20 protein-coding genes are annotated in these 26,318 nt (G+C 65.8%); 4 read left to right on the top strand and 16 right to left on the bottom strand.

The window, feature by feature from the left end:
* Position 1 precedes the first annotated feature (1 nt).
* From FYJ28_RS06195 to FYJ28_RS06140, 12 genes are all read right to left on the bottom strand, one after another.
* Complete coding sequence (locus FYJ28_RS06195; RefSeq protein ID WP_154578649.1) at positions 2-937, bottom strand: carbohydrate kinase family protein; 936 nt, start codon at positions 935-937, stop codon at positions 2-4.
* Positions 934-2,424, bottom strand: a complete 1,491-nt coding sequence (locus FYJ28_RS06190; protein WP_154578648.1) for a lyase family protein — start codon at positions 2,422-2,424, stop codon at positions 934-936. Before FYJ28_RS06190 ends, FYJ28_RS06195 begins: the two co-directional genes overlap by 4 nt.
* 2 nt (positions 2,425-2,426) lie before the next feature.
* Positions 2,427-4,247: an ABC transporter permease gene (locus FYJ28_RS06185; RefSeq protein WP_235472148.1), complete on the bottom strand. Its 1,821-nt coding sequence runs from the start codon at positions 4,245-4,247 to the stop codon at positions 2,427-2,429.
* Positions 4,244-5,338, bottom strand: a complete 1,095-nt coding sequence (locus FYJ28_RS06180) for an ABC transporter ATP-binding protein (RefSeq protein ID WP_055243055.1) — start codon at positions 5,336-5,338, stop codon at positions 4,244-4,246. The genes FYJ28_RS06185 and FYJ28_RS06180 overlap by 4 nt, the downstream gene beginning before the upstream one ends.
* A gap of 78 nt (positions 5,339-5,416) precedes the next feature.
* Entirely contained in the window at positions 5,417-6,487 is a 1,071-nt protein-coding gene (locus FYJ28_RS06175) for an extracellular solute-binding protein (protein WP_154578647.1), read from the bottom strand.
* 51 nt (positions 6,488-6,538) lie between these two features.
* A complete protein-coding gene (locus FYJ28_RS06170) occupies positions 6,539-7,675 on the bottom strand; it encodes an ROK family transcriptional regulator (RefSeq protein ID WP_082413684.1) in 1,137 nt (378 codons plus the stop codon).
* Between the two features lie 100 nt (positions 7,676-7,775).
* Positions 7,776-8,663, bottom strand: a complete 888-nt coding sequence (locus FYJ28_RS06165) for a hypothetical protein (RefSeq protein WP_154578646.1) — start codon at positions 8,661-8,663, stop codon at positions 7,776-7,778.
* 207 nt (positions 8,664-8,870) lie between these two features.
* On the bottom strand, positions 8,871-11,681 hold the full coding sequence (locus FYJ28_RS06160; RefSeq protein WP_195840610.1) for an FAD-binding and (Fe-S)-binding domain-containing protein: 2,811 nt from the start codon (positions 11,679-11,681) through the stop codon (positions 8,871-8,873).
* A 78-nt stretch (positions 11,682-11,759) separates the two neighbouring features.
* Positions 11,760-12,419: a response regulator transcription factor gene (locus FYJ28_RS06155; RefSeq protein WP_154578644.1), complete on the bottom strand. Its 660-nt coding sequence runs from the start codon at positions 12,417-12,419 to the stop codon at positions 11,760-11,762.
* A 49-nt stretch (positions 12,420-12,468) separates the two neighbouring features.
* Complete coding sequence (locus FYJ28_RS06150) at positions 12,469-13,809, bottom strand: sensor histidine kinase (RefSeq protein ID WP_154578643.1); 1,341 nt, start codon at positions 13,807-13,809, stop codon at positions 12,469-12,471.
* Between the two features lie 371 nt (positions 13,810-14,180).
* Complete coding sequence (locus tag FYJ28_RS06145; protein WP_326831546.1) at positions 14,181-14,921, bottom strand: FadR/GntR family transcriptional regulator; 741 nt, start codon at positions 14,919-14,921, stop codon at positions 14,181-14,183.
* Between the two features lie 147 nt (positions 14,922-15,068).
* Positions 15,069-16,799 carry an L-lactate permease gene (locus FYJ28_RS06140; RefSeq protein WP_326831545.1) on the bottom strand — a complete coding sequence of 577 codons (1,731 nt, stop codon included), beginning with the start codon at positions 16,797-16,799 and terminating at the stop codon, positions 15,069-15,071.
* A 192-nt stretch (positions 16,800-16,991) separates the two neighbouring features.
* Between FYJ28_RS06140 and FYJ28_RS06135 the strand changes: the two genes are divergently transcribed.
* From FYJ28_RS06135 to FYJ28_RS06125, 3 genes are read left to right on the top strand one after another with little or no spacing between them, the layout of a single operon-like run.
* On the top strand, positions 16,992-17,792 hold the full coding sequence (locus FYJ28_RS06135; protein WP_055240123.1) for a (Fe-S)-binding protein: 801 nt from the start codon (positions 16,992-16,994) through the stop codon (positions 17,790-17,792).
* Positions 17,789-19,306: a LutB/LldF family L-lactate oxidation iron-sulfur protein gene (locus FYJ28_RS06130; RefSeq protein ID WP_154578642.1), complete on the top strand. Its 1,518-nt coding sequence runs from the start codon at positions 17,789-17,791 to the stop codon at positions 19,304-19,306. The genes FYJ28_RS06135 and FYJ28_RS06130 overlap by 4 nt, the downstream gene beginning before the upstream one ends.
* Complete coding sequence (locus FYJ28_RS06125; RefSeq protein WP_154578641.1) at positions 19,303-19,941, top strand: LutC/YkgG family protein; 639 nt, start codon at positions 19,303-19,305, stop codon at positions 19,939-19,941. The genes FYJ28_RS06130 and FYJ28_RS06125 overlap by 4 nt, the downstream gene beginning before the upstream one ends.
* A gap of 98 nt (positions 19,942-20,039) precedes the next feature.
* On the opposite strand, the gene ligM is transcribed toward FYJ28_RS06125, so the two are convergent.
* Positions 20,040-21,449: a vanillate/3-O-methylgallate O-demethylase gene (gene ligM, locus FYJ28_RS06120; protein WP_326831544.1), complete on the bottom strand. Its 1,410-nt coding sequence runs from the start codon at positions 21,447-21,449 to the stop codon at positions 20,040-20,042.
* A gap of 195 nt (positions 21,450-21,644) precedes the next feature.
* Here ligM and FYJ28_RS06115 point away from each other — a divergent pair, with 195 nt between their 5' ends.
* Entirely contained in the window at positions 21,645-22,628 is a 984-nt protein-coding gene (locus tag FYJ28_RS06115) for an ABC transporter substrate-binding protein (protein WP_154578640.1), read from the top strand.
* Between the two features lie 93 nt (positions 22,629-22,721).
* On the opposite strand, the gene FYJ28_RS06110 is transcribed toward FYJ28_RS06115, so the two are convergent.
* From FYJ28_RS06110 to FYJ28_RS06100, 3 genes are all read right to left on the bottom strand, one after another.
* Positions 22,722-23,570: a methylenetetrahydrofolate reductase gene (locus FYJ28_RS06110; protein ID WP_154578639.1), complete on the bottom strand. Its 849-nt coding sequence runs from the start codon at positions 23,568-23,570 to the stop codon at positions 22,722-22,724.
* A gap of 123 nt (positions 23,571-23,693) precedes the next feature.
* Positions 23,694-25,157, bottom strand: a complete 1,464-nt coding sequence (locus FYJ28_RS06105; protein ID WP_154578638.1) for a DUF5129 domain-containing protein — start codon at positions 25,155-25,157, stop codon at positions 23,694-23,696.
* 22 nt (positions 25,158-25,179) lie between these two features.
* Positions 25,180-26,280: an alpha/beta hydrolase gene (locus FYJ28_RS06100; protein WP_154578637.1), complete on the bottom strand. Its 1,101-nt coding sequence runs from the start codon at positions 26,278-26,280 to the stop codon at positions 25,180-25,182.
* Positions 26,281-26,318: the final 38 nt, after the last annotated feature.

Below are 26,318 nucleotides of genomic sequence, written 5' to 3'. Positions count from 1 at the left end.
CCTACAAGCTCAACGGTTCAGGCAATGGCACAGATCCACGCAGATCAGGGTGGGTGGCCACGAGTTCGGTGGCATAGCGGACTGCGGCAGCCAGGGACCGGGCGGGGGAATCTCCCCGGGCGAGGCAGGCCAGGAACGCTGCATTGAACCCATCGCCGGCGCCGGTGCTGTCCACGGGGACTACCTGGCCGGCAGGCTCATGGATCCAGGTGCCGTCCGGCAGTGCAAGCCCGGCGCCGCCGGCGCCCAGTTTGGCGACGACCATGGTGGCTGTCTCGGCGGCCAGGGACAGGGCCGCCGCTTGTGGGCTGGGACTGGATGCCAGACCGGCGAGTTCATCACTGTTCGGGAGGAACAGATCCACCGATGCCAGCACGCTGTGCACTTCTTCCCGGACACTTTCCGTCCAGCCTTCGGCCGGCCAGCCGGTATCCAGCACTGTTAACGCACCCCGGGCATGCGCGGCAGCGAAGAGCGCCTGGGCGGCACCGGCACGCAGCTTGGGGAGCAGAAAGTAGCCCGCCAGTACTACTGCTCCGGCCTCGAGGGCCGCTGGCGGGACATCCTGGGGGGTCAGCTCGGCCATTGCCCCGAGCGAGGAGAGAAACGCCCGGTCCCGTCCTGGAGCTTCCACCGCCACGGTGATGCCGCTGGGCAGCCCGGCGTCACGAACCAGCACAGACTCAAGTCCCGGTAAGGCCAGTTCCTGTTCGAGCAGCCGTGTGGAGGCATCGTTGCCGACCTTGCTTACCAAGGTGGTGGACTGGCCCAGGCCCGCACAGCGGACTGCCAGGTTGCCCGCGGAGCCGCCCAGGCGAATGCTGATGCCGGGGACTATGGACTCAGTGCCGGGCTCGGGAAGCGCCGCTGCGCCGGAGACCATGATGTCCAGATTGGTGTTGCCTACTACCGTGACCGCGGACGGCGCACCGCTCATGCCGCTCCCGCCAATGAGTGTGCCCGCTGCAGCAGCGTTTCCCGCGCTCCGTCGATCCCGGAGCGGAGCTCAGCGGCGCGCGCGGCGAGGTGCTGCGCGGCACTCGAAGCCAGCTCCGCCGTGACGGTGACGGCCTTGCTGCCGGGGCTGCCGGCCTGCGGCCGGTCCAGCACACGCCCGGGATCAGTTCCCGCCGCGAGCACCAGATCCGTCAGGTCAGTGCTGATGTTTCCGGCAGCGAGTGCTTCCTCTACCTGTTCCCGTGACCACGCGGTTGGGTCTGCGGACTTGAAAAGCCGGCCAACGACGTCGTGGGCGCCGCGCCAGGGCACGCCGGCCACAGCCAGGGCTTCAGCCACGGAGGTGGTGGTGGCGCCGGAACGCACAATCTCCTCCTTCTCCGGGAGACGCTGCACAGTGAACTCGCCCAGCAGGCCGTCCAGCATGCGCACAAACCGGATGACCCGGTCTGAGGCGCGCCAGAGCTGCTTCTGCACGTCGGTGGTGGCGTTGTTCGAGTCCTCATACCAGCCGGAGTTGATGTTCGCGTAGGTTGCGGACATGTCCGCTGCAGCAGCACCGGCCATGGAGACCATGTGCTCAAGGACCACAGGGTTCTTCTTCTGCGGCATGATCGAGGAGCCCTGCGTGTAGGCATCCGGGGTAGCGACCCAGCCGAACGTCATCCATTCCAGCAGCACCCGGGAAAAACGGGCACCGGTGGCGCAGATCCGCGCCTGTGCGGCGGCGAGGCGCATAAAGTGCTCGGCGCCGGCAACCGCCTCGTAGCTGGACGTGAAGGTTGAGTCGAAGCCCAGCAGGTCCGCAACCGTCTGCGGGTTGATCGGGACGTCGGAGCCGGTGAAGGCAGCCGATCCCAGCGGAGACACATTCATCTCTGCGTAGATGTCCAGCAGTTCCCGGCCCTGGCTCAGCAAAGCTTCGGCCAGGCCCCCCATGACGTGGCCGATGGTGGTGGGCTGGGCAGGACGCCGGTGGGTGAAGCCGATAATCAGCGCGTCTGCGTGCCGGCGCGCCAGTTCAGCGGCGTCTGCCGCGGCCTGCAGGACCAGGTCCACCTGGTCGAGGATCTGGCGCCGAAGCACCATCCGGAACGCACCGGCGTCGAGGTCGTTGCGGCTGCGGGCCAGCTGCACATCCAGTTCAGAGGTTGAAATCCCGCAGGCAGCAGCCAGCTGCTGCTCCATGAAGTAGTAGGGGTCCTCCACCGAACCGTCGAAGACATATTCCTGGGTGCCGTCGGTGATCCGTTTCCACAGATCAAGCAGACCCTTCTCCAGCCGGGCGGAACGCTCCCGCGGAAGGATGCCTTCGTCGTCGAGCATCCACACATGGGCCAGGGATGCTTCGACCATGGGCGGATAGATGTAGGACGCGGCTTCTTCGAAGGCATCACGCAGGTGGTTGTCCCAGTAGACGGACAGATCCGGGCGGTCGGTCAGAGGAGGACGGGGAGACTCGGTCATGCTTATTTCACCGGCTTCAGGTCGGGGGCGGCTGGTTCAGGTGCGGGAATGGGCAGCGGCGTGGCACTGGAGGGGATCGGCCCCACAAGCGGTGTCTCCACGGTGGGACGACGGCGGCGGCGCAGCAGGGCTGCAATCCCGCCGGCCCGCGGGTTCTCCAGGCGCTGGGAGATGATCAGGACGATCAGGATCAGGCCCATCTGCAGTGCACCGTAAGCTGCTGCCGTGCCGAATTCGTTGGAGTAGATGCGGTTGTAGATCTCCACTGACAGAGGGGCGAAGCGGGCGGGGTAGATGACGACGGATGCCACGTACTCGCCGAAGCCCTGAATGAAGGCCATCAGCGCGCCGGCCAGGATGCCGCGGTACATCAAGGGCACCGTAACGGTGCGCAGTACCCGCCAGGATCCGGCTCCCAGGTTGCGGGCGGCTTCCTCCACCGACGGATCGATCTGTGCCAGTGCTGCGTTGGCGGACCGGAAGACCAGGGGCAGGAACCGGACGAAGTACGCCACGGGAAGGATCCAGAGCGAGCCGATCAGCACCTGGCCGAGGTTGAAGGGGCTGGGGGAGGCAAAGGCGGTCACCAGGTTCACGCCGACCACCGTGCCGGGCAGTGCCCAGGGAATCATGACCATTACGTCCAGCAGGCCCTTGCCCGGGCCCTTCCACCGGGTAACCACCCAGGAGGCGAGCACTCCGACCACCGCACAGGCGATCATCGCGATGAACGCCATCTGGCTGCTGACCAGGATCGGGCGCAGGGTGGAGGGGTCCGTGAAGATCCGCTCGAAGTTGCCCAGTGTGTATTCGCTGGGCAGGATCTGCACGGTCCAGGATCCGTCCACTGTGAAGGCAAGGAGCACGATCACTGCAGCCGGTGCCATCAGGATCAGCACCAGGAGGGCGGAGCCGATTCCGGCGCTCACCCGGGGGAGGGTTCCATGCAGGACTTTGACCGCCTGCGGAGTGCCCTTGGAAGCGCTGCGGTGCACCCGCCGGTTCTGGTACCAGCGCATGGCGAGCAGGAAGAGGATCGAGACGATGGAGAGCACGGTTGACTGTGCGGCAGCCAGTTCATAGGCACCCGAGGTCCGAGAAGCGACAATCTGCATCGTCAGTGTTTGTACGTTGTAGAACTGCGGTGCCGTGAACGACGCCATGGAGACCATGAAGGTCAGCAGGGCACCGGATACCAGCGCCGGAGTGAGCATGGGCAGGAGTACCGTGCGCCACATGGTGAAGCGGCTGGCTCCGAGGTTCAGCGCTGCTTCCTCCATGGACGCGTCCGAACCGGCCAGGCCGGAGGCGACCGCGAGATAGAAGTACGGGTACATGGTCATGGTGTGGACCAGCAGGACGCCAAGGACACCGTTGGCGGACACCGCGGAGGGATCCGCACCGAAGTACTGCGCGAGGAAACGCGGAACAATCCCGCTCTCGGCGTAGAGGAAGTAGAAGGACACGGCGCCGATCAGCGGCGGCAGGGCCATTGGCAGCATGGCGAACAGCCGCAGCACGTTCCGGCCCGGGAAATCGAACCGGGTCAGCAGCACGGCCAGGGCGGTGCCGATGACGCCCGTGGTGATGACGGAAACCACGGAGATGCCCACGGACAGCCCAAGGGCCCGGCCCGAGTTGCCGCCGAAGAAGCCGGCGTAGTTGCCGGTACCGCCGTCGAGCGAGGTGCGGGCGGTAGCGAACATGGGGATGACGATGTAAATGAGCAGGATCAGTGCCAGCGGCACTGCCAGCCAGTAGATGAACCGGTCAGACGACGTCGTACCGCTGCGCAGGCGCAGTCTCGCTACCAGGCTGCTCACGGTGCCACCAGCCACACGCGTGCGGGATGGGGTGCCAGGATGACCCGGTCGCCGGGCTGTGCGCGGTCCTCGGCGTCCGGCACGGAGACGACCAGCTCGGTTCCGTTCCAGTCCACTTCATAGACGTTTACTGCGCCGGTGAACTCAGCCGTTTTCACGGTCCCTTCCAGCTCTCCGGCCTCCGGCAGCGAGGGAGCCCCGTGCTGCACGGACATGGTGAAGGCCTCCGGCCGCAGGCTGACGGCGGCCTGGTCTCCAACGGCTGCAAGCCAGGACGGGGTGCCGGCAACCCGGGGCGCCCGCAGCAGGGAACCGTCCTCCAACCGGACGTCCACGGTGTCCGATCCGATGGCAAGGACTGTGCACGGGAGCACGTTGGAACGGCCGATGAAGCGTGCCACGAATGACGTTGCAGGGCGGTGGTAGACCTCGCGCGGCGGGGCAACCTGGTGGAGGCGGCCGGATTCAAGGATGGCCACGCGGTCGCTCATCGCCATGGCCTCGGCCTGGTCATGGGTGACATAGATGCTGGTAATCCCGGCCGCTTTTTGTGTACCGCGGATTTCGGCGCGGGTTTCCTCGCGGAGTTTGGCATCAAGGTTGGAGAGCGGCTCATCCAGCAGGAGCACCGACGGCTGAATGACCAGGGCGCGGGCCAGGGCCACACGCTGCTGCTGGCCGCCGGAGAGCATATCGATCCGGCGGTCGGCGTACCGTTCCAGTCCAACCTGCTGCAGTGCCCGGTCCACCCGCTTGTTCTTTTCCGCCCGCGGGGTACGGCGGACACTAAGTCCGTATCCAACGTTGGCGCGGACGCTCATGTGGGGGAAGAGGGCGTAGTTCTGGAACACCATGCCGGTGTCGCGCCGGTTGGGGGCGGTGTTGGTGACGTCGCGGTCGTTGAAAAGAATGCGTCCGCGGGTGGGGGCAATGAAGCCGGCAACCATGCGCAGGGTAGTCGACTTGCCGCATCCGGACGGCCCCAGAAGGGTGAAGAACTCTCCGTCCTGGATAGTGAGGTCCAGATCGGACACGGACGGCGCGGCGCCGGGGTACCGCTTTTCGAGGGATTCGAGGAGGACTCGTGTCATGGCTGCTCTCCGCAGGGTTTGGGGGATGGGGAAAGGCCAGGGACGGGCAGCAGGTGTGCCGCCCGTCCCGGCTCCGGGCTAGTTCTTGCCCTTGATGTTCTCGGCCCAGTAGCCGATCCACTCGGATTCGTTCTGCCCGATCCGGTCCCAGTCGACCTTCATTTCCACGAGGTCCAGGTCTGCGAGCCAGGCCGGCTGCTCGGACATGCTGATGGACGGGATCTGGTAATAGGTCTCGGAGAGCTTCTTCTGGGCATCTTCGCTGAAGAGGAACTCGAGGAAGGCGTCAGCGGCGTCCGACGCCGGACCGTTCTTGATCTTGGCAACGCCGTCTACCAGCATGGGTGCGCCGGATTCGGGGACAACGGGGGTGAACGGAGCGTTCTGGTTTTCGATCTGCAGCATGACGTCCTGCAGGTTCCAGGCGCTGGCAGCTGCTTCCTGACGGGTCACGCGCAGGTACAGGTCCGTGGGGTTCGCGGCATAGACCTTCGTGTTGGCGTCGAGCTTGCCGAGCCACTCGTAGCCGGCTTCGGGGGAGCCCGCGGCGTCATACTGGCGGTCGATCATCGCTGCGTAAATGCTGCGCATGGTGCCGGAAGCCTCGACGTCGCGGATGGCCAGCTTGTCAGCCATCTCCGGCGCAACGAGGTCGTCCCAGTCCTTCGGGGCCTCTTCTTCGCTGAGCATGTCGTGGTTGTAGAAGATGACCTCGGCAAGCTGCATTTCGCCCACCCACAGACCATCCGGATCCCGGAGTTCCTCCGGGACGGCTTCGACGACGGCGTCCGGAGCCGGGGCCAGGACGTCGTCCGTGGCTGCCTGCTTCATCTGCTGGCCGGTTCCGCCCCACCAGATGTCGCCCTGCGGGTTGGCCTTTTCTGCGCGGATACGTTCAAGTGCTTCCTGGGCGCCAAGGGTCAGGATTTCCACCTTGCCGGCGTAGTCCGGGTTGGCTGATTCGAAGTCGGCCACGACTGCTTCGGCGAGGCCTTTGTCCCGGGCGGTGTAAATGGTCAGGGTCTCGCCGCCTGAGCCTTCCGACCCGGAAGACGAATCGTCCAGGCCACAGGACGAGAGCGCAAGCATGAGCGCGAGCCCGCCGGCAACGGCGCCGAGCGGTTTACGGATAGTGCGGTGCAGAGCCATGTACTTCTCCTAGGGTTGGGTGGTGCCAGGTGAACTTCGGGCCCCTGCGGCTTAGCCGCCGGGAGTGATGAGGGCAGAGGGGTCTTCGAGGACGCGGGCAACGGCACCGTGAAGGATGCCGGCTCCGCCAAGGGAAGCGAACGTGACGTCCGGGGCAGAAGGTGCTGCTGCCCGGATGCGGTCTGTAAGTGCTGCGCGTGCCGGATCGTCCAGCTGGACGGCGTCGCCGGAAAAGACCACGAGCGCGGGGTTCAGGACGCAGGCGCAGACGACGGCGGCCCAGGCCCAGGCATCCAGGACGTCATTCAAGAGCGTTTGGGCACGGTGATCGGAGCAGATCCGGCCTACCACGGGACCGCCGCTGTCCAGCCCGGCGGACTCGGCGGCGGCGGCAATGGCCGGAGTGCTCCAGGCAGCTTCAAACGGGCCGCGGTTGCCGTGGGGGAGGGGGCGGGGTGCAACAGGCAGGAAACCAACCTCGCCCGCGGACCGGGTGGAGCCATGCAGCAGCTTGCCGCCGGAGAGGATAGTCGCTCCGATGCCTTCGGCGATGTGGATTAGCACCAGGTCGTCAACGCCGGCTGCGGCTCCGGCACTGCGCTCGCCGAGCGCCACCAGGTTGACGTCGTTTTCAACGGTTACGGCCAGTCCGGTGCGCCGCTGCAGTTCATCGGCCAGCTGGGATCCGTTGGCGGCGGCGAAGTCCGGAGCGAGACTGACCGTGCCGTCGGTTCCCACCACGCCGGGCAGTGCCAGGACCAGCCGGGCCGGCTGCCGGGGCGCAGCTGCAGCTAGTTCAGAGACAGCCTGGGCGGTTGAGGACACCGGATCTTCGGCATTGAAAGCGAATTCGCGTGTCTCCAGCACTGCGGCATCGAGATCGACAAGGCTCGCCCTGACGCTTCCCTGGCAGACTTCTGCGACCACCAGCACCACTGCCGAACGGTCAATCTCCATTAGGGTCCTGCGCCGTCCCCCTGTTGATTCGCGCTGTCCCACTTCGTGGAGGTAACCCAGTTCCTGGAGCTCGTGGACAATCCCGGTGACCGTCGATGGGCTGTACCCGGTAGCGGCAGCTAGATCGGTACGGGAAATGGGGCCTTGGGACAGGAGGGCCCCCACAACGGATTCCACCCGGATCCGCCGGAGTTCCTGGCGGCCCGTTGGTGCATGTGAGGTGGACGACATTCTTACTTTATACGGTGAAGAAAGTAAGAATGCAAGACCTTTTTTCGTCTGTTCCTGCAGGTGGGAGGGGGCGCGTGTGCCCGCCGGAGCTGGCTGCCAGCTACACGTACGGAGCCACGCGGACGTAAACGGGATCCGCCGGCAGGGCGGGAACGCCCGGAGGCAGTTGATCCACGGGAGCGATCCGTGCCGTACCAAACGCCGTGAAACCGGCGCTGGCCGGAACGTCAGCACCGGCGAACACCGCCAGGCCGTCGGCCAAATAAACGCCCAGGGTCTGGGTGCCGCACGCCCCCGTGGTTAGGAGCACGGAGCCGGGTCTGGCTGCTCCCGGATCACGTACGAGAGTTCCGGACCCCGGATGCGCCGCGAACCACGAAACAATGTCCTGCGGCGCTAAACCCGAGAACGTGTAGCCGGCGGCCCGCAGCGCCCTTGTCACCAGGGCGGTCCCGTTCTCCCCGGAACCACAGGCCAGGTCCCGGCGGATAGAGGAAAACACGGCAGCCTCGGCTGTATCGGGGTGGGCCGCAGTGTAGGCGTCAGCCTCGGCGAGGGCAGCGGCAGCCCGGTCACGTTCCGAAGGATCCCACACAACCCGTCCTGCCAGCTCCAGCTGTTCAGGGGTCGGGGTCGGGGCCGGGGCCGGGATTTGGATCTGAGCCGGGGCCGGGGCCGGGGGCACGGCGCCAGACTCGCCGCTGCCGGGCATCCCGCTGTCAGCGGGGTCGCCGGCGTTGGATTCCAGCCCGGGATCGGGAGTCTCACTTTCCGGGGTGGGGGCGGGTACCGGCACATACTGCTGTGCAGGAGCCTGCGCCTGGACAGTGGCGGGAACACTGACTGCTGGTGACGGCGCCGGAAGCACGGTCCGGTAGGGTTCCGGTTCCTGGACGCCGCACCCGGCCAGCATCGAAGCGGCCGAAACACCAAGCGCGACGGCGAGTGCGCCGGCGGTCCGGGCGGCACCGTTTTTTGGCTTGCTCATGGAAGCTCATCCTCCGGAGGATGCAAAATCTGCTCGCTCCTTTGATTTTGCTCCCGGACGGCCGCGTTAGTCGAACCGGTCGCACCGGCCGCAGCCGCGCCTTCCGATCGGCCGCACCGGGGCTGCCTCATTAAGCGAACCCGGGCCGCCGCCGAAGCCTAACCGGGCCCCGCAGCACCAGTGGCCCGGTGCCGCGGGACCCGTTGCTCAGCGGGTGGCTTCAGCCAGGTACTCCAGGATGTGGCGGTAGGTGTGTCCCGTCGCCTTGGTCATCCCGAGTTCACAGGTCCGGTTCAAGGAGGCATAACCGTCAAAGACCCGGGAGTTGATTTCCTCTGCCTGCCGCTTGGTCGCCGACGCCGTCAGTTCGGGGTGCAGCAGGCCGCGGTCGCCGGCGAAGGCGCAGCAGCCCCAGCTCGGAGGAACAAAGACCTCAGCGCTGACCGCAGCCGCAATCTCCGTCAGGGCATCATTGGCACCAAGCTGGGTGGAAGAGCAGGTGGGATGCAGGGCCAGCGATCCCAGTTTCCGGGTAACTTCCAGCCGCGGAAGGACGTTCTCCCGGACAAAGTCCACGGAATCCACGAACCGCAGGCCCGGGTAGACCGGGCTTTCACCGGCCAGGCGCTTCATGGTGTCCAGGCCTTCGGTGCAGGAAGCTGCGTCACACACCACCGGAAGTTCCCCGCCGCCCGTGGCAACCCACAGGTTGGCCAGGACCTTCTCCGTCATCACCTGGTAGCCGGAGGTGAAGCCCTTGGATTTCCACGGCGTACCGCAGCACAGGTTCTCAATGCCCTTGGGGATGCGGACCCCCACGCCGGCACGTTCGCACAGTTCCATGAATGCCGGGGCGGATCCTTCGCCGCCTTCGCCGGGACCGAACATGGTGCCGATGCAGGCCGGGAAGAACACTGCAACCGGGTCCGTGTCTTCGTGCGCGGCACGGCGGGTTCCGCCGGCCGGCAGTACGGTCTCGTAGGACTGAACGTTGTCCGCACCGAGAATGGCACGCCCGACGGCGGTGGCCAGCTTGGGAAGCGGCGACGGCACGGCCTTCGCAAAGGTCAGCGCCTTGCCGCCGACGGAGGTCATGGTGCCCCAGCGTCCGGCAGCTGCTTTCCAGCCGGCGTCGGCAGCCTTGTTGGTGTTCTCGGCCCGCAGCCGCCGAACGAGGTCGCCGGTGTTGATCAGCACGGGGCACGCGGTGCCGCACATGCCGTCCACTGCGCAGGTCTGCACGCCGTCGTAGTCGTAGTCCGCACGCAGGGTGGCGGCGAGCACCGAATCCCCGCGGGCCTCGGCGTCGGCAATTTCCCGGCGCAGCACAATGCGCTGGCGGGGTGTGGTGGTGATGTCCTTGCTCGGGCAGACGGGCTCGCAGTAGCCGCACTCCACACAGCGGTCCACTTCTTTTTCCACCGTGGGAGCGATCTTGAGGTTCTGCACGTAGGAACGCGGATCCTCATTGATCAGCACACCGGGGTTGAGCAGGTTGGCCGGGTCGATGAGGCGCTTGATCTCGAGCATGATTTCGTACAGCTCATCGCCGTACTGCCGCCGCACGTAGGGGGCCATGATCCGGCCGGTGCCGTGCTCGGCCTTCAGCGAGCCGCCTTCGCCCAGGACCAGCTCCACCATTTCCTCGGTGAAGGCCTCGTAGCGGGCGAGCTCGGCGGGATCACTGAAGTTTTCGTTCAGCATGAAGTGGATGTTGCCGTCCTTGGCATGCCCAAAGATCACGGAGTCCCGGTAGTGGTGGTCCGTGAACAGGGTGGCCAGTTCGGCGCAGGTCCGTGCCAGCGAGGGAACCGGAACCACAATGTCTTCCAGCAGTGCGTTGGTGCCGGAGGGACGGGCGCCGGCCACCGTGGTGTAGAGGCCCTTGCGCATGTGCCACATACCCGCCCGATCCCGGGCGTTCGAGGTCATGGCGAACGGAGCTGCGAGGCGCAGGGACTCAAACAGCGGCCGGGAGGCTTCCCGCTTGGCTTCGAGTTCATCCGCGGTAGTGGCCTGGTGCTCCACCAGCAAAGCGGCATGGGCCTGGATCTGGAGTCCGCGCAGTTCAAGCGGGGCATCCGCTGCCTGCTGGGCGACGCGCAGGGACGTGGCGTCCATGAGTTCCACCGTGGCCAGACCGGTAGCGGTGAGCTCCGGCAGGGCGGTGGCAGCGGCGTCGAGCGACTCAAAGAACATCAGGCCGGTGGCGACCTTGGGCAGCGCCGGAATGGTCCGGAAGGTCGCCTGCGCTACGAAGCCCAGGGTTCCCTCGCTGCCGATCATCAGGTGGGCCAGGATGTCTGCCGGATTCTCAAAGTCCAGGAAGGAGTTCAGGCCGTAGCCCATCGTGTTCTTCATCGAGAACAGGCGGGTGATGGTGGCGACGGAGTCCGGGTTCGCCACGATGCGGCCGCGCAGGCGCAGCAGGCCCTCGAAAAGTTCCGGTTCAAGGGCGCGGAGTTTCTCCTCCACGTCCGGTGCCGCGGTGTCCAGTACGGTGCCGCTGGCCAGCACCAGGACCATGGACTCAAGGGTCCGGTAGGTGTTGAACTCGGTGCCGCAGGCCATGCCGGAAGAGTTGTTGGCAACCACGCCGCCGATGGTGCAGGCGATCTCGCTGGCGGGGTCGGGTCCAAGCTTGCGTCCGAAGGCTGCCAGCCGGGAGTTGACCGAGCGCACCGTCGCGCCGGGGGCCACGCGGACCCGGGCGCCGCCGTCGAGCACTTCGATGTCCCGGAAATGGTGGCGGGTGTCGATCAGGAGGCTGTCGCTGACGGCCTGGCCGGAGAGTGAGGTTCCGCCGGAGCGGAAGGTTGCCGGGATGCCGAGCTCACGGCTGCGGTGCATCAGCTGCGCCACTTCGGCAGTGTTCGTGGGCGTGGCAACCGCCTGCGGAATCAGCAGGTAGTGGGAAGCATCGTGCGCCATTTTCCGGCGGTCGATCTCCCGGGTGCTGATCCCCTCACCCTCGAGGGACGCGGTTGCTGGGGCAAAGTTCTGCGCTGTGGCTGACATACGATCCTGATCCATGACGTCTGCGGGACTTTTATCCCGACTCAAATCTATTCCGGAATTCCGGTTTCCGGGAAATGGTCAGGCCACACCCGGCGAGGCGGCCTGTAAGTACTGCAGAACGGCCAGGACCCTTCGATGGTCGCCGGCCGCCGGTGCTAGGTCCAGCTTGCTGAAAATGGATGTGATGTGTTTTTCCACCGCGCCTGCGGAGAGGAACAGTTCAGCACAAATACCGGCATTTGTCCGTCCCTGCGCCATGAGTTCCAGAACGTCGTGTTCCCTCGGAGTCAGGGATCCAAGGCCCGCTGTGTTCCCGGCCCCCATCAGCTGGCGGACCACTTCCGGGTCAAGGACGGTTTCTCCCTCCCGGATCCGTTCGAGCGCGTCCAGGAAGGCACGGATATCCGCCACACGGTCTTTGAGCAGGTACCCGGTTCCGCGGGGCTGGCCGGCGAAGAGCTGGGTGGCGTAGCGGGTCTCCACGTACTGGGAGAGGAGCAGGACGCCGATTTCCGGCCGGGTCTCCCGCAGCGTCAGTGCCGCTCGGATTCCCTCGCTGGTGTGGGTGGGCGGCATCCGGTTGTCCAGGATTACGACGTCGGGCTCCGCGGTTTCAAGAGCCGTGAACAGTTCCTCTGCATTGCCGGCAGCAGCAACAACCTGGTGTCCACGCCCGCCGAGCAGCTCCACCAGGCCAACACGCAGCAGTGCGGAGTCTTCGGCAATCGCGATCTTCATCCTTGAAGCCTGCCCCATGCTGCCGCCCTCCGGAAATGCCGGGCCGTGCTCATGCCAGGGGGAGCCGGACCGTCACCGTGGTGGGACCGCCGGCGGGGGAGTCGAGTTCCAGGGTGCCGTCTACCGTGCGGACGCGTTCGGCCAGGCCTGCCAGCCCGCTGCCGGCTGCCGGATTGGCGCCGCCGGTTCCGTTGTCGCTGACGTTGAGAACCAGCTGCCCGCCCTCGCTGGCGACTGAAATGCGGACGGCGGAGCCGCGCGAGTGCTTCACCGCGTTGGTGACCAGCTCCGCCGCGGAGTAGTACGCAATGGCTTCGACGGCGGGGGCCGGCCGCACCACCAGGCGGTAGTCCAGTTCCACCGGCAGGGGCGACGTCGCGGCCAGAGACTCGAGTGCGGCGTCGAGCCCGTCATTTAGCACTGCGGGCCGGATGCCGCGGGCGATTCCGCGGAGGTCGGCCAGTGCATCCTTGGCAGTTCCGTGTGCACTGTCCAGGAGGCGCTGCAGGTCTTCGTTCGTTTCACCTGCGGAGAGGCGGTCCCGGGCATCCCCGAGCTTCATGGCAATGGCAACCAGCTGCGCCTGCGTTCCGTCGTGTAGATCCCGCTCGATCCTGGCCAGCCGGGCGTCGGCTGTGGTGACGGAACTGCTGCGGCTGGCCTCCAGGTCACGGACCCGGACCTGTGCAGCTGTTGGGCCCAGGAGCGCAGCGGTCAGTGCAGCCTGCAGCCGGGCGGAACCGTTGTTGATAGCCGGCCAAAGGACGAAGGTCATCAGCACGCCCACTCCAACGTAGGCTGCCTGCCACCAGAACCCTTCCACGAACACATCCGGGGCAATCATGCTGCCGCGGTGCCAGGAACCGTCCGACGCCTGCGTGGCAGGCAGCCACTGCGACCAGTACCAGTGGGTCATGCAGCCAAGGCCGGTAACCAGGAAAGTGATGCTGAGGACCGCGGCCGTTACCGAGGTGACGAAGCTGACGACCATGTGGGCGATTGCCCTCCACCCGGCTGTGTCGGCCAGCCCGGACCACAGGAAGCCAAAGAACCCGCGCCGGGGTGTGAACGGCGGCGGTGCGTCGATGTGCCTGTCGAGCAGTGACGACGTGAGGCTCCGGTTGACGGTGCCCCAGTACCTGCCGGCGACCACCATGGCGGCAACAATAACCAGACCCACTACGGTCACCAGCAGGGGTGCACCCAGGGACACCGTGGTCACGGCGTAGGCCAGCGCGAAGGGAGCCAGAAGCAAGGTGACGCCGTGGTACCCGAAGGCACGCCAGGTGGCTCTGCGGAAGAAAGCCGGGCGGCGAGGCTGAGTCTGCGTCACTGCTGCCGGGCGGGATCCCGGTACTGCACCAGGTTCGGGGGCGTAGGTGTTGGTCATGACTCCAGCTTGCTATCTGGGGGCGGGCGCCGCCATGGGGCTTTCCCCCGTAGTTGGGGTGGGGTTTGCGGCTGACCTGCAGGAGGGCGTGGGGTCTGGGGCTGATTCGGGGCTGGATCGGGGTTGGATCGGGGTTGGACCGGGGTCGCTCGGCAGATTCATGGGGATCGGGGGCGTCCGGGAGCGTTGTCTCCCCAAAGGATGGTGCATGCGCCCGGGTTTCCCTGCACTTTGGGACTGCCCTGCCACTTCGGGACTTTCCTGCCGCGGCGCGCCGCAGGAAAATCACAAACTGGCAGGGATGTCCCCGAACGGAGGGAAACCGGGCTGATCGGAAACCCAAAGCCCCACGCAGCGAACCCCGCAGGAACCTACCCCTCGCGGGGCGGAATCTGGGCGTAGAACCAGGTGATGTGCTCGCGCAGCCGCTCAGCGGCCAGTACACCGTCGCGGGCAGCAACGGCGTCGTAGATCCCGTGGTGCTGTTCGCGCAGGGCGGTGAGGATGCGGGGCCAGTCATCGAAGTTGTCCATGGCCTCCTTGACGTAGCCGCGGATGGCGCCGCTGAGGGAATCCATCATGGTTTCGATGACCGAGTTGCCGGCCAGGGAGCTGAGCTCCACGTGAAAGCGGGCATCCAGGGTGTGGAACGTGTCCCGGTCCAGCTCGGGCCGGTCCATGGCTTCAAGCAGGTCGCGGGCGCGGTCCAGGGAGGCCTGTTTGCCGGTGCTGTCCGGTGCCTCGGCAGCAGCCTGCGCGGCCCAGGTCTCCAGGAGCACGCGGGTCTCCACAATGTCCTCAACGGACAGGCGGCTGCTGGCCGTGTGCAGGCGCAGCGCGGAGGACAGTCCTGCGGAGGGCTCGGAAACGATGATTGCACCGGACTTGGGGCCGGAACCGGAGGACGAGCGGAGGACGCCCATGGCATCCAGGATGCGGATCCCTTCCCGCACCGACGCGCGGGAGATGCCGTAGGTTTCCGCCAGGGTCCGTTCTCCGGGCAGCTGGTCGCCCAGTTTGATGGCGCCTGAGCGCAGGTCGGCTTCGATGTTCTGCAGCAGCAGGTCGTAGCTGCGGCGGGGCGGCAGGGGAGCAGGATCCGGGAGAGTCACTGCAACATCCTTACATGTTGTGGGAGCTGGCCGTGCCCAAGCTGACAAGGCACGACACAAATGCAAACGCTACCGGCCGGGACCCTGGCAGCAGGTTCCCGGCCGGTAGCGGCGGTTTGAAAGGCAAGCAGCCCAGGACCGTGGTTACTAGGGGAGCATCCAGCCGAGGACCGGCGTGGACTGCAGGAAGACGACGGTGCAGAGCACCAGCAGCAGGGCAACGCTCCAGCCAACAACCTTGCGGAGGAGCACCGATTCCTGGCCGTCCAGCTTCACGGCGGTGACGGCAATGGCCAGGTTCTGCGGGCTGATGAGCTTGCCAACGACGCCGCCGGTGGTGTTAGCGGCGACCAGCAGGTTTGGATCGATCCCGGCTTCAATGCCTGCGGTCTGCTGCAGGCGGGCGAAGAGGGCATTGGCGGAGGTGTCCGAACCGGTCACGGCGGTGCCAACCCAGCCGAGGACGGGGGAGAGGAAGGCGAAGAACGCGCCGGTTCCAGCCAGCCAGGTGCCGATCGAGACGGTCTGCCCGGAGAAGTTCATGACGTAGGCCAGGGACAGCACCGAAAGGATGGTCAGGCCTGCCCAGCGCATGTTCCAGACGGTCCGGCCGATTTCGGCCACGCCGTTGCCCACGGTCATCCGGTAGCGGCCGCCGTCGTCGTACTTGGAGTACACGAAGGAGACAATCAGGCCCGTGATCAGCAGCAGCGTGCCCGGGGTGGAGAGCCAGTTGAACGTGTAGATCGTGGAAGAAACAGGCTCGCCGGCGGCGTCAACCAGGCGATCGTGCAGGATCGGCCACGGCACCTTGATGTCGGTGGAGGCCAGGAAAGCGGGAATGTCCACGCCGATCTTCCAGAGCTTGGCGATGCCGAAGATGATGATCACGAGGAAGTACGGGAACAGGGCCAGCCAGGTACGGGAGCCGGTCAGCGAGTTCTCGTCGCGGACGGCAGCGGGGCGGCCGGCGGAGCCGGAAGCGGAACCGGTGCTGCCGGAACCGGCAAGGGCCATGGCGGGCAGGCCCATCCGGACCCGGGCACCTTCCAGGCCCTTGGGCTGCCAAAACCGCAGGAAGACGACGGCGGCACCAAGTCCGGCCAGGGCTGCAACGATGTCGGTCAGTTCGTAGGAGAAGAAGGTGGAGCACAGCACCTGTGCGCCGGCGAAGGCAACACCGGTTACGACGGCGGCGGGCCAGGTTTCCTTCATGCCTCGGAATCCATCAAGGATGAAGACGAGGATCAGCGGTACAACTACGGCCAGCAGGGGAGCCTGCCGGCCAACGACGGTACCGATGTGGTCCGCGTCGAGGCCGGTGAGGTTGGCTGCCGTGGTGATCGGAATCGCCATTGCACCGAACGCGACCGGCGCCGTGTTGGCAACAAGAACGGCGGCGGCTGCCTTCATCGGCTTCAGGCCCAGGGCAACCAGCATGGTTGCGGTAATCGCCACGGGGGCGCCAAAGCCTGCCAGGGCCTCCAGGAGGCCGCCGAAGCAGAACGCCACGAGGATCGCCTGGATCCGGACGTCTCCGCCGCCGATCACGTCGAAGACCCTTCGGAGGTCCTCAAAGCGGCCGCTGACTACGGTGATCTGGTAGAGCCAGATGGCCATGATGACAATCCAGACCACCGGGAACGCGCCGAAGACGGCACCCTGGGTCGCGGAGAGCAGTGCCAGGCCGGCCGGCATCTTGAAGGCCCAGATGGCGACGGCGATGGCCACCAGCAGGGACAGACCGCCCGCCACATGGGCTTTCACCTTCACGAACGCCAGAAGGATGAAGAAAGTGAGCAGGGGGATAAGTGCCACGATGGCGGATGCGGCAACGCTGCCGAATACCGGGTCGGTGGTGGCGGTGAAGTGATCCACAGGGGACCTCCGGGAGTGGTGAACTGGTAGGAAGGTGGTCTGACCACAATGGTCAGACCATGGAACTCTAGCGCACTCGCGCGGTGCGTGTGATCATGGCCACCCGCCCTTGGCTCTTTGGTGTGTTGCAAGCAACGTGCCTAGTATGGTCTGACCACACGAGCTCCGGGGCATCCCCGCTGAGAGGCACCGATGAGAATTGCACTATTTGCCACCTGCATCGTGGATGCGATGTATCCGCGCACGGCACGCGCCACTGTCACCATCCTGGAGCGGCTGGGACACGAGGTGGTGTTCCCGTCCGGCCAGACCTGCTGCGGCCAGATGCACGTCAACTCGGGCTATCTGCCCGAAGCGGTGCCGGTTGTCCGCAACCACGTAGCTGCCTTCAACCCGGCTGACTACGACGTCGCCGTCGCACCTTCCGGCTCCTGCGTCGGGTCAGTGAAACACCAGCATCCGATGGTCGCCCGTTCCGCGGGGGATAAGGAACTCGAAGCACAGGCCGAAGCAGTCGGTGCCAAGACCTACGAGCTTTCCGAACTGCTGACCGACGTGCTCGGGGTGACCAACGCCGCTGAGCAGCTTGGCTCCTGGTTCCCGCACAAGATCACGTACCACCCCAGCTGCCACGGCATGCGCCTGCTGCGCCTGGGCGACCGCCAGCTAAACCTGCTGCAGAGCGTCGGCGGTATTGAAGTTGCCGAGCTCCCGCAGGCCGACCAGTGCTGCGGCTTCGGCGGAACCTTCTCGCTGAAGAATGCGGACGTTTCCTCCGCGATGCTGGCGGACAAGGCTGAGAACGTCAAAGCCACCGGAGCCTCCCTCTGCTCCGGCGGCGATGCTTCCTGCCTGCTGCACATTGGCGGCGGCCTCTCCCGCGAAGGCAGCGACGTCACCACGCTGCACTTCGCCGAGATCCTGGCCAGCACCAGGGAGAATCCGGTTTCAATTACAGGCGACGTCCTGGTCAGCGGAAAGGCTGCCCGATGAGCACCTATCTGGGAATGCCCACGCTGCCCGTCTACGGCCAGGGCAACCTGAACGCCGTCGAATCCTTCCCCACCGCTGCCCGGCGGGAACTGAAGAACGAACAGCTCCGTGCCAACCTTGGGCACGCCACCCACACCATCCGCGACAAGCGGCTTCGGGTAGTGGGCGAACTGCCGGACTGGGAAGACCTGCGGGATGCCGGCAGCGCCGTCAAGGAATCCGTTATGGCACGGCTGCCTGAGCTGCTGGAGCAGTTCGAAGCCAACTTCACCGCGCGCGGCGGCGTGATCCACTGGGCCCGCAACGCAGACGAAGCCAACGAGATTGTCCGCGACCTGATCCGCGCCGAAGGCGTGGACGAGGTTGTGAAGGTCAAGTCCATGGCCACGCAGGAAATCGGCCTGAACGAATACCTCGAAGAGCAGGGCATTGCCGCATATGAGACTGACCTCGCGGAACTGATCGTCCAGCTGGACCACGACAAGCCGAGCCACATCCTGGTTCCGGCCATCCACAAGAACCGCACGCAGGTGCGGGACATCTTCCTGCGTGAAATGCCGGAGGTCGACCCCAACCTCACCAACGAGCCTGCCAAACTCGCCGAGGCCGCCCGCGCCCACCTGCGCCGCAAGTTCCTTTCCGCGAAGGTGGCCATCTCCGGTGCCAACTTTGCAATCGCCGACGCCGGTACCCTCGCCGTCGTTGAATCCGAGGGCAACGGACGTATGTGCCTGACGCTGCCTGAAACCCTCATCACTGTGATGGGCGTCGAAAAGCTGCTGCCCACCTGGCGGGACCTGGAAGTCTTTATGCAGCTGCTGCCGCGGTCCTCCACCGGTGAGCGCATGAACCCCTACACCTCGCTGTGGACCGGCGTTACCGAAGGCGACGGCCCGCAGAACGTGCACCTGGTCCTGGTGGACAACGGCCGCAGCGCTGCCCTGGCGGACGAGATGGGCCGTTCGGCACTCCACTGCATCCGCTGCAGCGCCTGCATGAACGTCTGCCCGGTCTACGAACGCACCGGCGGCCACGCGTACGGCTCCACCTATCCGGGACCGATCGGCGCGATCCTTTCCCCGATGATGACGGGCATCAAGTCCGAGGAGAACAACTCCCTGCCGTACGCTTCTTCGCTCTGCGGTGCCTGCTACGACGCCTGCCCGGTGAAGATCAACATCCCCGAAATCCTGGTCCACCTGCGCTCCGTGGATGTCGAAAGCAAACGCGGCACCAGGAAGGTCCCCACCCAGATGGACCTGCTGATGAAGGGCGCTTCCTGGGCGTTCTCCCGCGGCCGCAACCTGGGACTGCTGGAAAAGGGCCTGCCGCTGGGCAAGCTCGCCGCCGGCCGGAAACGCAAGATCACCAAGCTGCCCGGCATCGCCGCCGGCTGGACCCAGAGCCGGGACATTCCGGCACCTCCCGCGCAGTCCTTCCGGGACTGGTGGGCCAAGGAACACGAAGGAAGCGCAGCAGCCGGCACGGCAGCGCAGGGGGAGAAGCGGTCATGAGCAGCGCACGCGAAGAGATCCTGGAACGCCTCCGCGGGGCATTGAAGGATGCTCCGGCGGTTCCCGACGTGCCGCGGAACTACCGCACCGGTGTCGACGCCCCCGAAGAAGAGCGCATTTCAGTGCTCGTGGACCGGCTGGAGGACTACAAGGCCGGGGTCACCGTAGTCGATGAAGCCGGCGTAGCCCCCCGCGTTGCCGAGCTGCTCCGGGAAGCATCCAGCTACGTCGTGCCCCAGGGCATCGAAGAAGCGTGGCTGGCCGATGCCGACGCCGCCAAGCCGAACCGGCGCCGCAACGACTCCCGCCAGGCACCGCTGAGCGTGGCGGACCTGGACGCAACCAGCGCCGTCGTGACCGGCAGCGCCGTGTCCGTGGCGGAAACCGGGACCATCATCCTGGACGGGAGCGAGGGCCAGGGCCGCCGCGCCATTTCCCTCATCCCGGACCACCACGTCTGCGTGGTCCGCGCCGGGGACATCACCATGATCCTGCCCGAGGCACTGCGGCGGCTGGACGGCACCCGGCCGCTGACCTGGATTAGTGGTCCGAGCGCCACCAGCGATATCGAGCTCGAACGAGTCGAAGGCGTACACGGTCCTCGCACCCTGGACGTGATCATCGTTCGCAGCTGAGCGGGTTTTCACTAAACCGGCACAGCTAAACCGAAGGAGGCCGGACCGTTGGGGGGGGACCGGCCTCCTTGATGCATGGTTTTGAGGTTCAGCGCGGCTTAGGCTCCGGTGTATCCGGTGCGCCAGCCGCCCTGGTAGTCCTTGCGCACGGTCTCGGAGTACGGCACCGGACTGACCACTGCACGGACTTCCATCTGGCGGTGCGGTTCCACCGTGGTCTTGGCGGTGCCGCCGTCGGGCTCTCCCCACACCACGCGCAGTTCACTGCCTTCGGGGACATCCGGGTTGACGGTTGCCAGGGACAAACCGCGGCGTTCATTCGCGGAGTAGCCGGTGAACATTGAAACACCCACCACGTTCCCGTCGGCGTCGATCACCGAGTCATAGTTTGAGGATCCATAGTTCGCCAACGGCAGGTCGAAGTACTTGTACGGGGTGTTCTCGGTGTCCAGCTGCGACGTCAGGATGGTGCCAAGGTCCTCGGCGTTCCAGTCCAGGGTCACCTTGCGCCGCTGGGCAGCCGGGTCCATTGCTTCCAGTGCCTCACGGCCAATGAAGTCATGGTCGAACTTCACGAACGAGCCGTAGCCGAGTTCCCAGGGGGTCAGGTAGTAGTCTTCGATGTCCTCGGAGACAAAGCTGCCGGCGACGGCGTTGGTCGCTTCATAGCTGTCTGCCCCGAGCCACTCGCGGTACGGCCGAAGCCTCTCATCCGTGTAAATGCCCGGAAGCGGAGAAGGAATCCAGCCGGACTCCAGGGTGTTGGAGGGGTAGGCGCGGGCCCCAACGGCGGCCATGCCGAACTCGGCGCCGGCCTCCATCAGCGCATCACGCACCTTGTCGTAGGAAGCATAGTCTCCCCAGATTTCCAGCCCCGGTGCACCGGCCATGCCATGGCGCAGCGTGCGCACACGTTCTCCGCCGATGTTCATCGTGTCCATGTTGAAGAACTTCAGCTGCTCCAGTGAGCCGCCGTTGACCTTTTCGATGATGGACCAGGCATTGGGGCCCTGGATCTGGAAACGCCAGTAGCGCCGATTGACCGGCTTGCCCATGGGACGCGACGGCGAACGGCGGTCCACTTCGATGTCCAGGTCATAGCCGCCGGTCTCGGCGTTGAAGAGCAGCCAGTTGGCGGCCGGCGCACGGCCGACATACACGTATTCGTCCTCGTCCTGGTGGAAGAGGATGCCGTCGCCGATTACGTGGCCGGACGGCGTCGTCGGCACGTACTGCTTGGCCTTGTTGACCGGGAAGTTCGCCACCGAATTGATGGCGGTGTCGGAGATGAGTTTCAGGGCGTCCGGGCCCTTGATGAAGACGTTGTCCATGTGGTGGGACTGATCGAACAGTACGGCGCTCTCACGCCATGCGCGCTGCTCGCTGCGCCAGTTGGTGAACTCGGGAGCCACCACCGGATAGATGTAGGCGCCGATCTGTGAGTTCCGGAGCAGATCGACAACTCCGTTGGACGCGTCGAGGACTTCCTGCAGATTCTTTGGTGCCACGGTGAACCTCTGTTTCTGTGGGACGGGATCCGGCCTGCGCCGGTGCCGCCGACTTTATATCTATGGACATAGGTAAGTCGAGACCCTTCCCCGGGTCCGCAGGTAGTGCTGGCTAATGCCTATCAGGATAGATAGTGTGTGCTACATCACATGCTTGGTGCGGCTTGACCGTGCCTGAGACAAGGAGGCACACCCATGGGGAAAATGCTGGCGGCAGCGGCAACGGCGGCGCTGCTTGGCCTGACGGCCTGCGGTTCGGGCTCACTCTCAGACGGTGAGGAGACAGCGGCGTCAGGCGCGGCGGCAGAAGGGCTGACGTCAATCGAGGTCGGTGTCATTCCCATCGTTGACGTTGCTCCGATTTACCTTGGTGTCCAGGAAGGACTGTTCGAGGATGAGGGCCTGGACGTCACGCTGACGCTGGCCCAGGGCGGAGCGGCAATTGTTCCGGCCGTGACCTCAGGGCAGATGGACTTCGGTTTCTCCAACATCACTTCGATGATTGTGGGCCGGTCCAAGGGCCTTCCGGTGCAGATGGTTGCACCGGGCGGCAGCTCCACGGGGGATACCGACGCTGACTTCGCTTCCGTGATGACGCTGCCTGATTCCGGTATTGAGACCATCACGGACCTGGCCGGCAAAAAGGTCGGCGTGAATACCCTGAACAACATCTCCGACTCCACCATCTCGGAGGCGGTGAAGCAGGCGGGCGGCGATTACGAGAGCATCGAGTTCGTGGAGATCCCGTTCCCCGAACTCTCCGGGCAGCTGGCCGCGGGGACCGTGGACGCGGTTGCCGCCGTCGAGCCCTTTGTCACTATTGCCGCGGCCGACGGCGCGGTGCCGGTTTTCTCCAACTACGCGGAGCCGGTGGATGACCTGACCGTGGCCGTCTACTTCACGTCCGACCAGTACGTGCAGGAGAACCCTGAGATCGTGGAGAAATTCGTCCGGGCAATGAACGCTTCGCAGGAATTCGCAGAGCAGAATCCGGACAAGGTGCGGGCCGTTCTGCCCACCTACACCTCACTCCAGCCCGAGGTCATCGAGCAGCTGACCCTGCCCCGGTATGCCACCTCGGTGAACCGGGCTTCGGTCGAAGAGGTTGCCCGGATTTCCCAGGACCGCGGACTGGTTGAGGAGCTGCCCAACATGGACCAGCTGCTGCCCCAGGACTAGCACCCGGTCTTACGTAACTTCGGGTTCGCTCCGCTTTGTGCTTTCCGCTCCGCCACGCGGCGGAGCGGAGGTTACAAAGCGGAGCGGATCTGTTTAATAGCCGCGGAAGCTTCGCACCCATTCCGCCGTGGGCCGCAGGCCGCCGAACGTGTAGAAATGCAGCTTGACCACCCCGTGCCGGCCCGGATCATGTTCAGCTGCCAGTTCGGTCAGGAAACGGTCCGGGCCCGCGGTGCCCAGCAGGTTGGTCAGGGAGAAGCCGTATTTGTGGGCGATGGAGGCGGAGGTCCCGACGCCGAACCGCCGGGCGTAGCCCAGCAGGCGTTTGACGCCGGCCGGCCCGGGCACCCCGATCCGCACCGGGGCGTCGATGCCGCGGCTGCGCAGTTCCTCCAGCCACGCCAGCACCGGCGCGGTATCGAAGCCGAACTGGGTGATGATCGATGCATCCAGCCCCTGGTCCCGGATGGCTGCCAGCTTTTGCTCCAGTGCAGACCACAGCGTCTGGTTGTCGATGTCCGGGTGCCCTTCCGGGTAGCCGGAAATGCTGATGTGCCTGGCTCCGTGTGCAGCGGGCAGGCCGGAGGCAATCACGGCCAGCGAATCGGCGTAGGGGCCCATCGGTTCGGCCGGGTCGCCGGCGACCGCAAAGACGTTCTCCACGGCACCGGCCTCCGCCAGTGCGCCGAGGAACTTCTCGAGTTCAGCGGCCGAGCCAAGCCGCCGGGCTGAAATATGCGGAACCGGGACGTGGCCGGCCGCCTTCACGGCCGCGGCGGCGGCCAGTCGCATGGGCAGGTCCTCGTTGCCCAGGAAGGTCACGTTGACGCGCGTACCGGAAGGCAGTGCGTCCTGCGCTTCCCGAAGGGCAGGCACGTCCTTGCCTGTCATTTCCAGGGAGAAGTCATCCAGCAGGGCAGCGGTGGGGTCCACGGGGTTCATGCCGAACACCCTAGCCAGCGGGCTGTGCGGTGTCCACGGCCGGTGTCTGTCCCGTAAGGACGCCACGCCTCGGGGGAAGGCCACGAACCGGTCCGCCGGCGGCGCCCCGGGCCCTCCACGACGCTAGAAACGCGAAGAGCTTCCTGAACCGCTGAAGCTGCCGCCGCTGGCGCCGTAGCCGGAGGACGACCCGGACGCCGAGCTCCGTGCCGATTCGATCTTCCCGTTGCCTGCCTGGACGCCGGCGTTGAAGGAAGCAACCGACCAGAAGTAGTTGGGATAGGCGGTGTCCAGGATGCCCGGGCGGTATCCGTCCCGGTAGCGCCGGGGACGGCTGCGTTCTGCTTCCAGTGCTTCACGCATCAGCTTCTTCTCGGAGCTGTCCTTCGCGGCCTTTTCAATAACCGTCTCCGAGTGGTTCTTGAGCAGGCCGGCGAGTTCGCTGCCGGAATCCCGGATGATGTCCAGTGCGGCTTCGGGCGGCAGGGAACCGTCTGCGAGGCCCGCCGCGGCGGACTGCAGGCGCCGGCGGCACTCGGTGCGGAAAGCGAGCAGCGCTGCGGCGGTGGCCGTGTTCCCGGTATGGTCCTGCTCGAAAAGGTCCTCCAGCTTCTCCAGCTCGCCCAGCAGCGGCTGCGCCTGCCGGTCCCAGGCCGCCTGCCAGCCGGGACCCATGTTCAGCAGGGTATTGGTGTCCGCTATGACGTCATCGATACCGTCCAGGGACGTGGCGAGTTCGGCGAATTCCTCCACCGGTTTGCGCGTCTTGCCCCGCTTGAGGTCCTTGTTGCTGAAGGCGCGCACGGTGTTTCCCAGCTCGGTAGCCGTGTTGTAGCGGGTTCTGAAGGTGCGGTGTTCTTCCAGCACCTTGGCGCCGTAGCGCGAGTCGGCGGGAATCGTGTTGGCGTTCAGCTCGGTGGCTTCCAAGTCCATGCTGACATTGGCATAGGACTTCTCCGCTTTGGCGATCAGCTCACGGTTGGTCTTCAGCCGGTTGCGCCGCACTGCCACGATAGTCAGCCAGGTTCCTGCAGCTGCCAGCAGCAGGGCGCCGCCCGCGATCCACGTTGCCGGGTTGAGGTACCAGGGCCGGTTGATCAGCTTGGCTGCCTCCTGCACAGCCGCGATCGTGCCGTCCGTCCACTGGGCATCCCGGAAGAGCTCCGCAGCCTCGTCCCGGATGTCCTGCGCCTGGTCGCTGTCCACCTTGCGGTCCTCGCCGAAGTAGGTGCCGATCCAGCGCCCGTCCGGGTCGAGCGTGAAGATGAAAAGTCCGTCCGCCCATTTCTGGCCGTCAGCGCTGATCCATTCCGGATGTTCTTCGCGGGCAAACCGGAGGGTCTCCTCGTTCGTAACGGTGTCGCCGTCCTGGTAGTCGGCGTTCGGGTCACCGCGGTAGGTGTAGATCGCAACGGTCGTCGGGTCGCGGAACTGGATCTGCTCCAGGGCCGGCAGCAGCGTGTTCTGGTCCAGGACACCGGCGGTGTCCTCCACGATGATGTCCACCGGCTCGACGGCGAAAGCCGGAGCCGCCGGCACGGCAAGCGCCAGCAGCGCGGTGAGAATGATCAGCAGGATTCTGCGCATGGAAGTTCCCCCGGAAGGTTGGCTAGGCGGTAGGCCGCTCGGCTGGTTGGACGTAGTCGGTGGTGCTGCCAGCAGGGCTCTCTGCCGTGGCGCTGGACGGGCGGACGTGCAGCACGGTATTCAGGAAGTCTGCTGTTTCATCGAGCACGGCGCGTGCTTCCGGCCTGGAGAACTGGAACTGGGCTTCGTGCGGCAGCGCGGGGGAGAGATCCTGCGGCCAGAAGCTGCGGGTGACCGCGACGCCAAGGCTCTCCAGCCGGTCCGCGAAGGGCACTGACTGCGCGGCGGTGAGCCCGTCACCGTTGCCGCCGCTGATGAATGCCGGCGGAAATGCGGCTGTGGCATGGGAAATCACGGACATTTGCTCCGCAGCGGGAGTTTCGCTGAACCGGCGTTTTCCGATGTAGGCCCACAGCGCCGTGCGGAAGCCCCAGCCCAGGATGCCGGTGAGCTTTCCCATGGCCTCCAGGTCGTAGACACCGCAGTGCAGCAGTGCGCCGCGCAGCTGCGGTCCGGACAGTCCGGGGGAGATCCCGAGCTCTGACGCGTACCCGGGGGAGGACACCGCTGCCGCCAGCTGCGCTGCGAGCTGTGCTCCGGCGGAGTCTCCGGCAAGGACCACACGGTCCATATCCAGTCCGTAGTCCCCGGCGTTGTCCCTGAGGTACTGCACGGCCTGATTCAATTCCTGCAGTGCCCGCGGATAGATGCTGCCCGGCGCCACTGAATAGTCAACGCCGACGGCGGCGAATCCCCGGGCGGCCAGCATCCGCAGATAGGGGGCTACGTCCCGCCGTGAGCCGGAAATCCAGGCGCCTCCGTGAACCCAGAAAACGACCGGTGCGGGAGTTTCTGCCGTGTGCCCGGGAGGCAGATAGATGTCCAGGCGCCGGGCACCGCCGTCGGCCTGGTATTTGATGTTCCGGTGCTCAGGCACCTGGGGGGACCATGGCTTCATCTGGTCGATGAGCTGCCGCGCGCCCCGGTGGAAAACGCCTCGGATCAGGAGGGCAGCCGGCCACGGGGTCACCGCCAGGACAGTCCCGGCGGCTGCAGCGGTCAATGTTGCTGCCACCGCTGCCGCCGGAGCGGGGCGCAGTCTGCTGGCACGGAAGTTCGGCACAGCCCCAGCTTAATGCAGTGCTGCGGGGCGGTTCGTAT

It is taken from the genome of Arthrobacter sp. BL-252-APC-1A, from assembly GCF_009696625.1.
Lineage (GTDB): Bacteria > Actinomycetota > Actinomycetes > Actinomycetales > Micrococcaceae > Arthrobacter_B.
Note: the sequence above shows the minus strand (reverse complement) of the source record. Positions and strands in the feature narration are given on the sequence as shown.

Coding starts and splice junctions, on each gene's coding strand:
- FYJ28_RS06195 (WP_154578649.1), bottom strand. CDS start 937: ATGAGCGGTGCGCCGTCCGCGGTCACGGTAGTAGGCAACACCAATCTG.
- FYJ28_RS06160 (WP_195840610.1), bottom strand. CDS start 11,681: ATGTCAGCCACAGCGCAGAACTTTGCCCCAGCAACCGCGTCCCTCGAG.
- FYJ28_RS06190 (WP_154578648.1), bottom strand. CDS start 2,424: ATGACCGAGTCTCCCCGTCCTCCTCTGACCGACCGCCCGGATCTGTCC.
- FYJ28_RS06180 (WP_055243055.1), bottom strand. CDS start 5,338: ATGACACGAGTCCTCCTCGAATCCCTCGAAAAGCGGTACCCCGGCGCC.
- FYJ28_RS06170 (WP_082413684.1), bottom strand. CDS start 7,675: ATGTCGTCCACCTCACATGCACCAACGGGCCGCCAGGAACTCCGGCGG.
- FYJ28_RS06110 (WP_154578639.1), bottom strand. CDS start 23,570: ATGAACCCCGTGGACCCCACCGCTGCCCTGCTGGATGACTTCTCCCTG.
- FYJ28_RS06125 (WP_154578641.1), top strand. CDS start 19,303: ATGAGCAGCGCACGCGAAGAGATCCTGGAACGCCTCCGCGGGGCATTG.
- FYJ28_RS06165 (WP_154578646.1), bottom strand. CDS start 8,663: ATGAGCAAGCCAAAAAACGGTGCCGCCCGGACCGCCGGCGCACTCGCC.
- FYJ28_RS06155 (WP_154578644.1), bottom strand. CDS start 12,419: ATGAAGATCGCGATTGCCGAAGACTCCGCACTGCTGCGTGTTGGCCTG.
- FYJ28_RS06175 (WP_154578647.1), bottom strand. CDS start 6,487: ATGGCTCTGCACCGCACTATCCGTAAACCGCTCGGCGCCGTTGCCGGC.
- FYJ28_RS06105 (WP_154578638.1), bottom strand. CDS start 25,157: ATGCGCAGAATCCTGCTGATCATTCTCACCGCGCTGCTGGCGCTTGCC.
- FYJ28_RS06115 (WP_154578640.1), top strand. CDS start 21,645: ATGGGGAAAATGCTGGCGGCAGCGGCAACGGCGGCGCTGCTTGGCCTG.
- FYJ28_RS06150 (WP_154578643.1), bottom strand. CDS start 13,809: ATGACCAACACCTACGCCCCCGAACCTGGTGCAGTACCGGGATCCCGC.
- FYJ28_RS06130 (WP_154578642.1), top strand. CDS start 17,789: ATGAGCACCTATCTGGGAATGCCCACGCTGCCCGTCTACGGCCAGGGC.
- FYJ28_RS06135 (WP_055240123.1), top strand. CDS start 16,992: ATGAGAATTGCACTATTTGCCACCTGCATCGTGGATGCGATGTATCCG.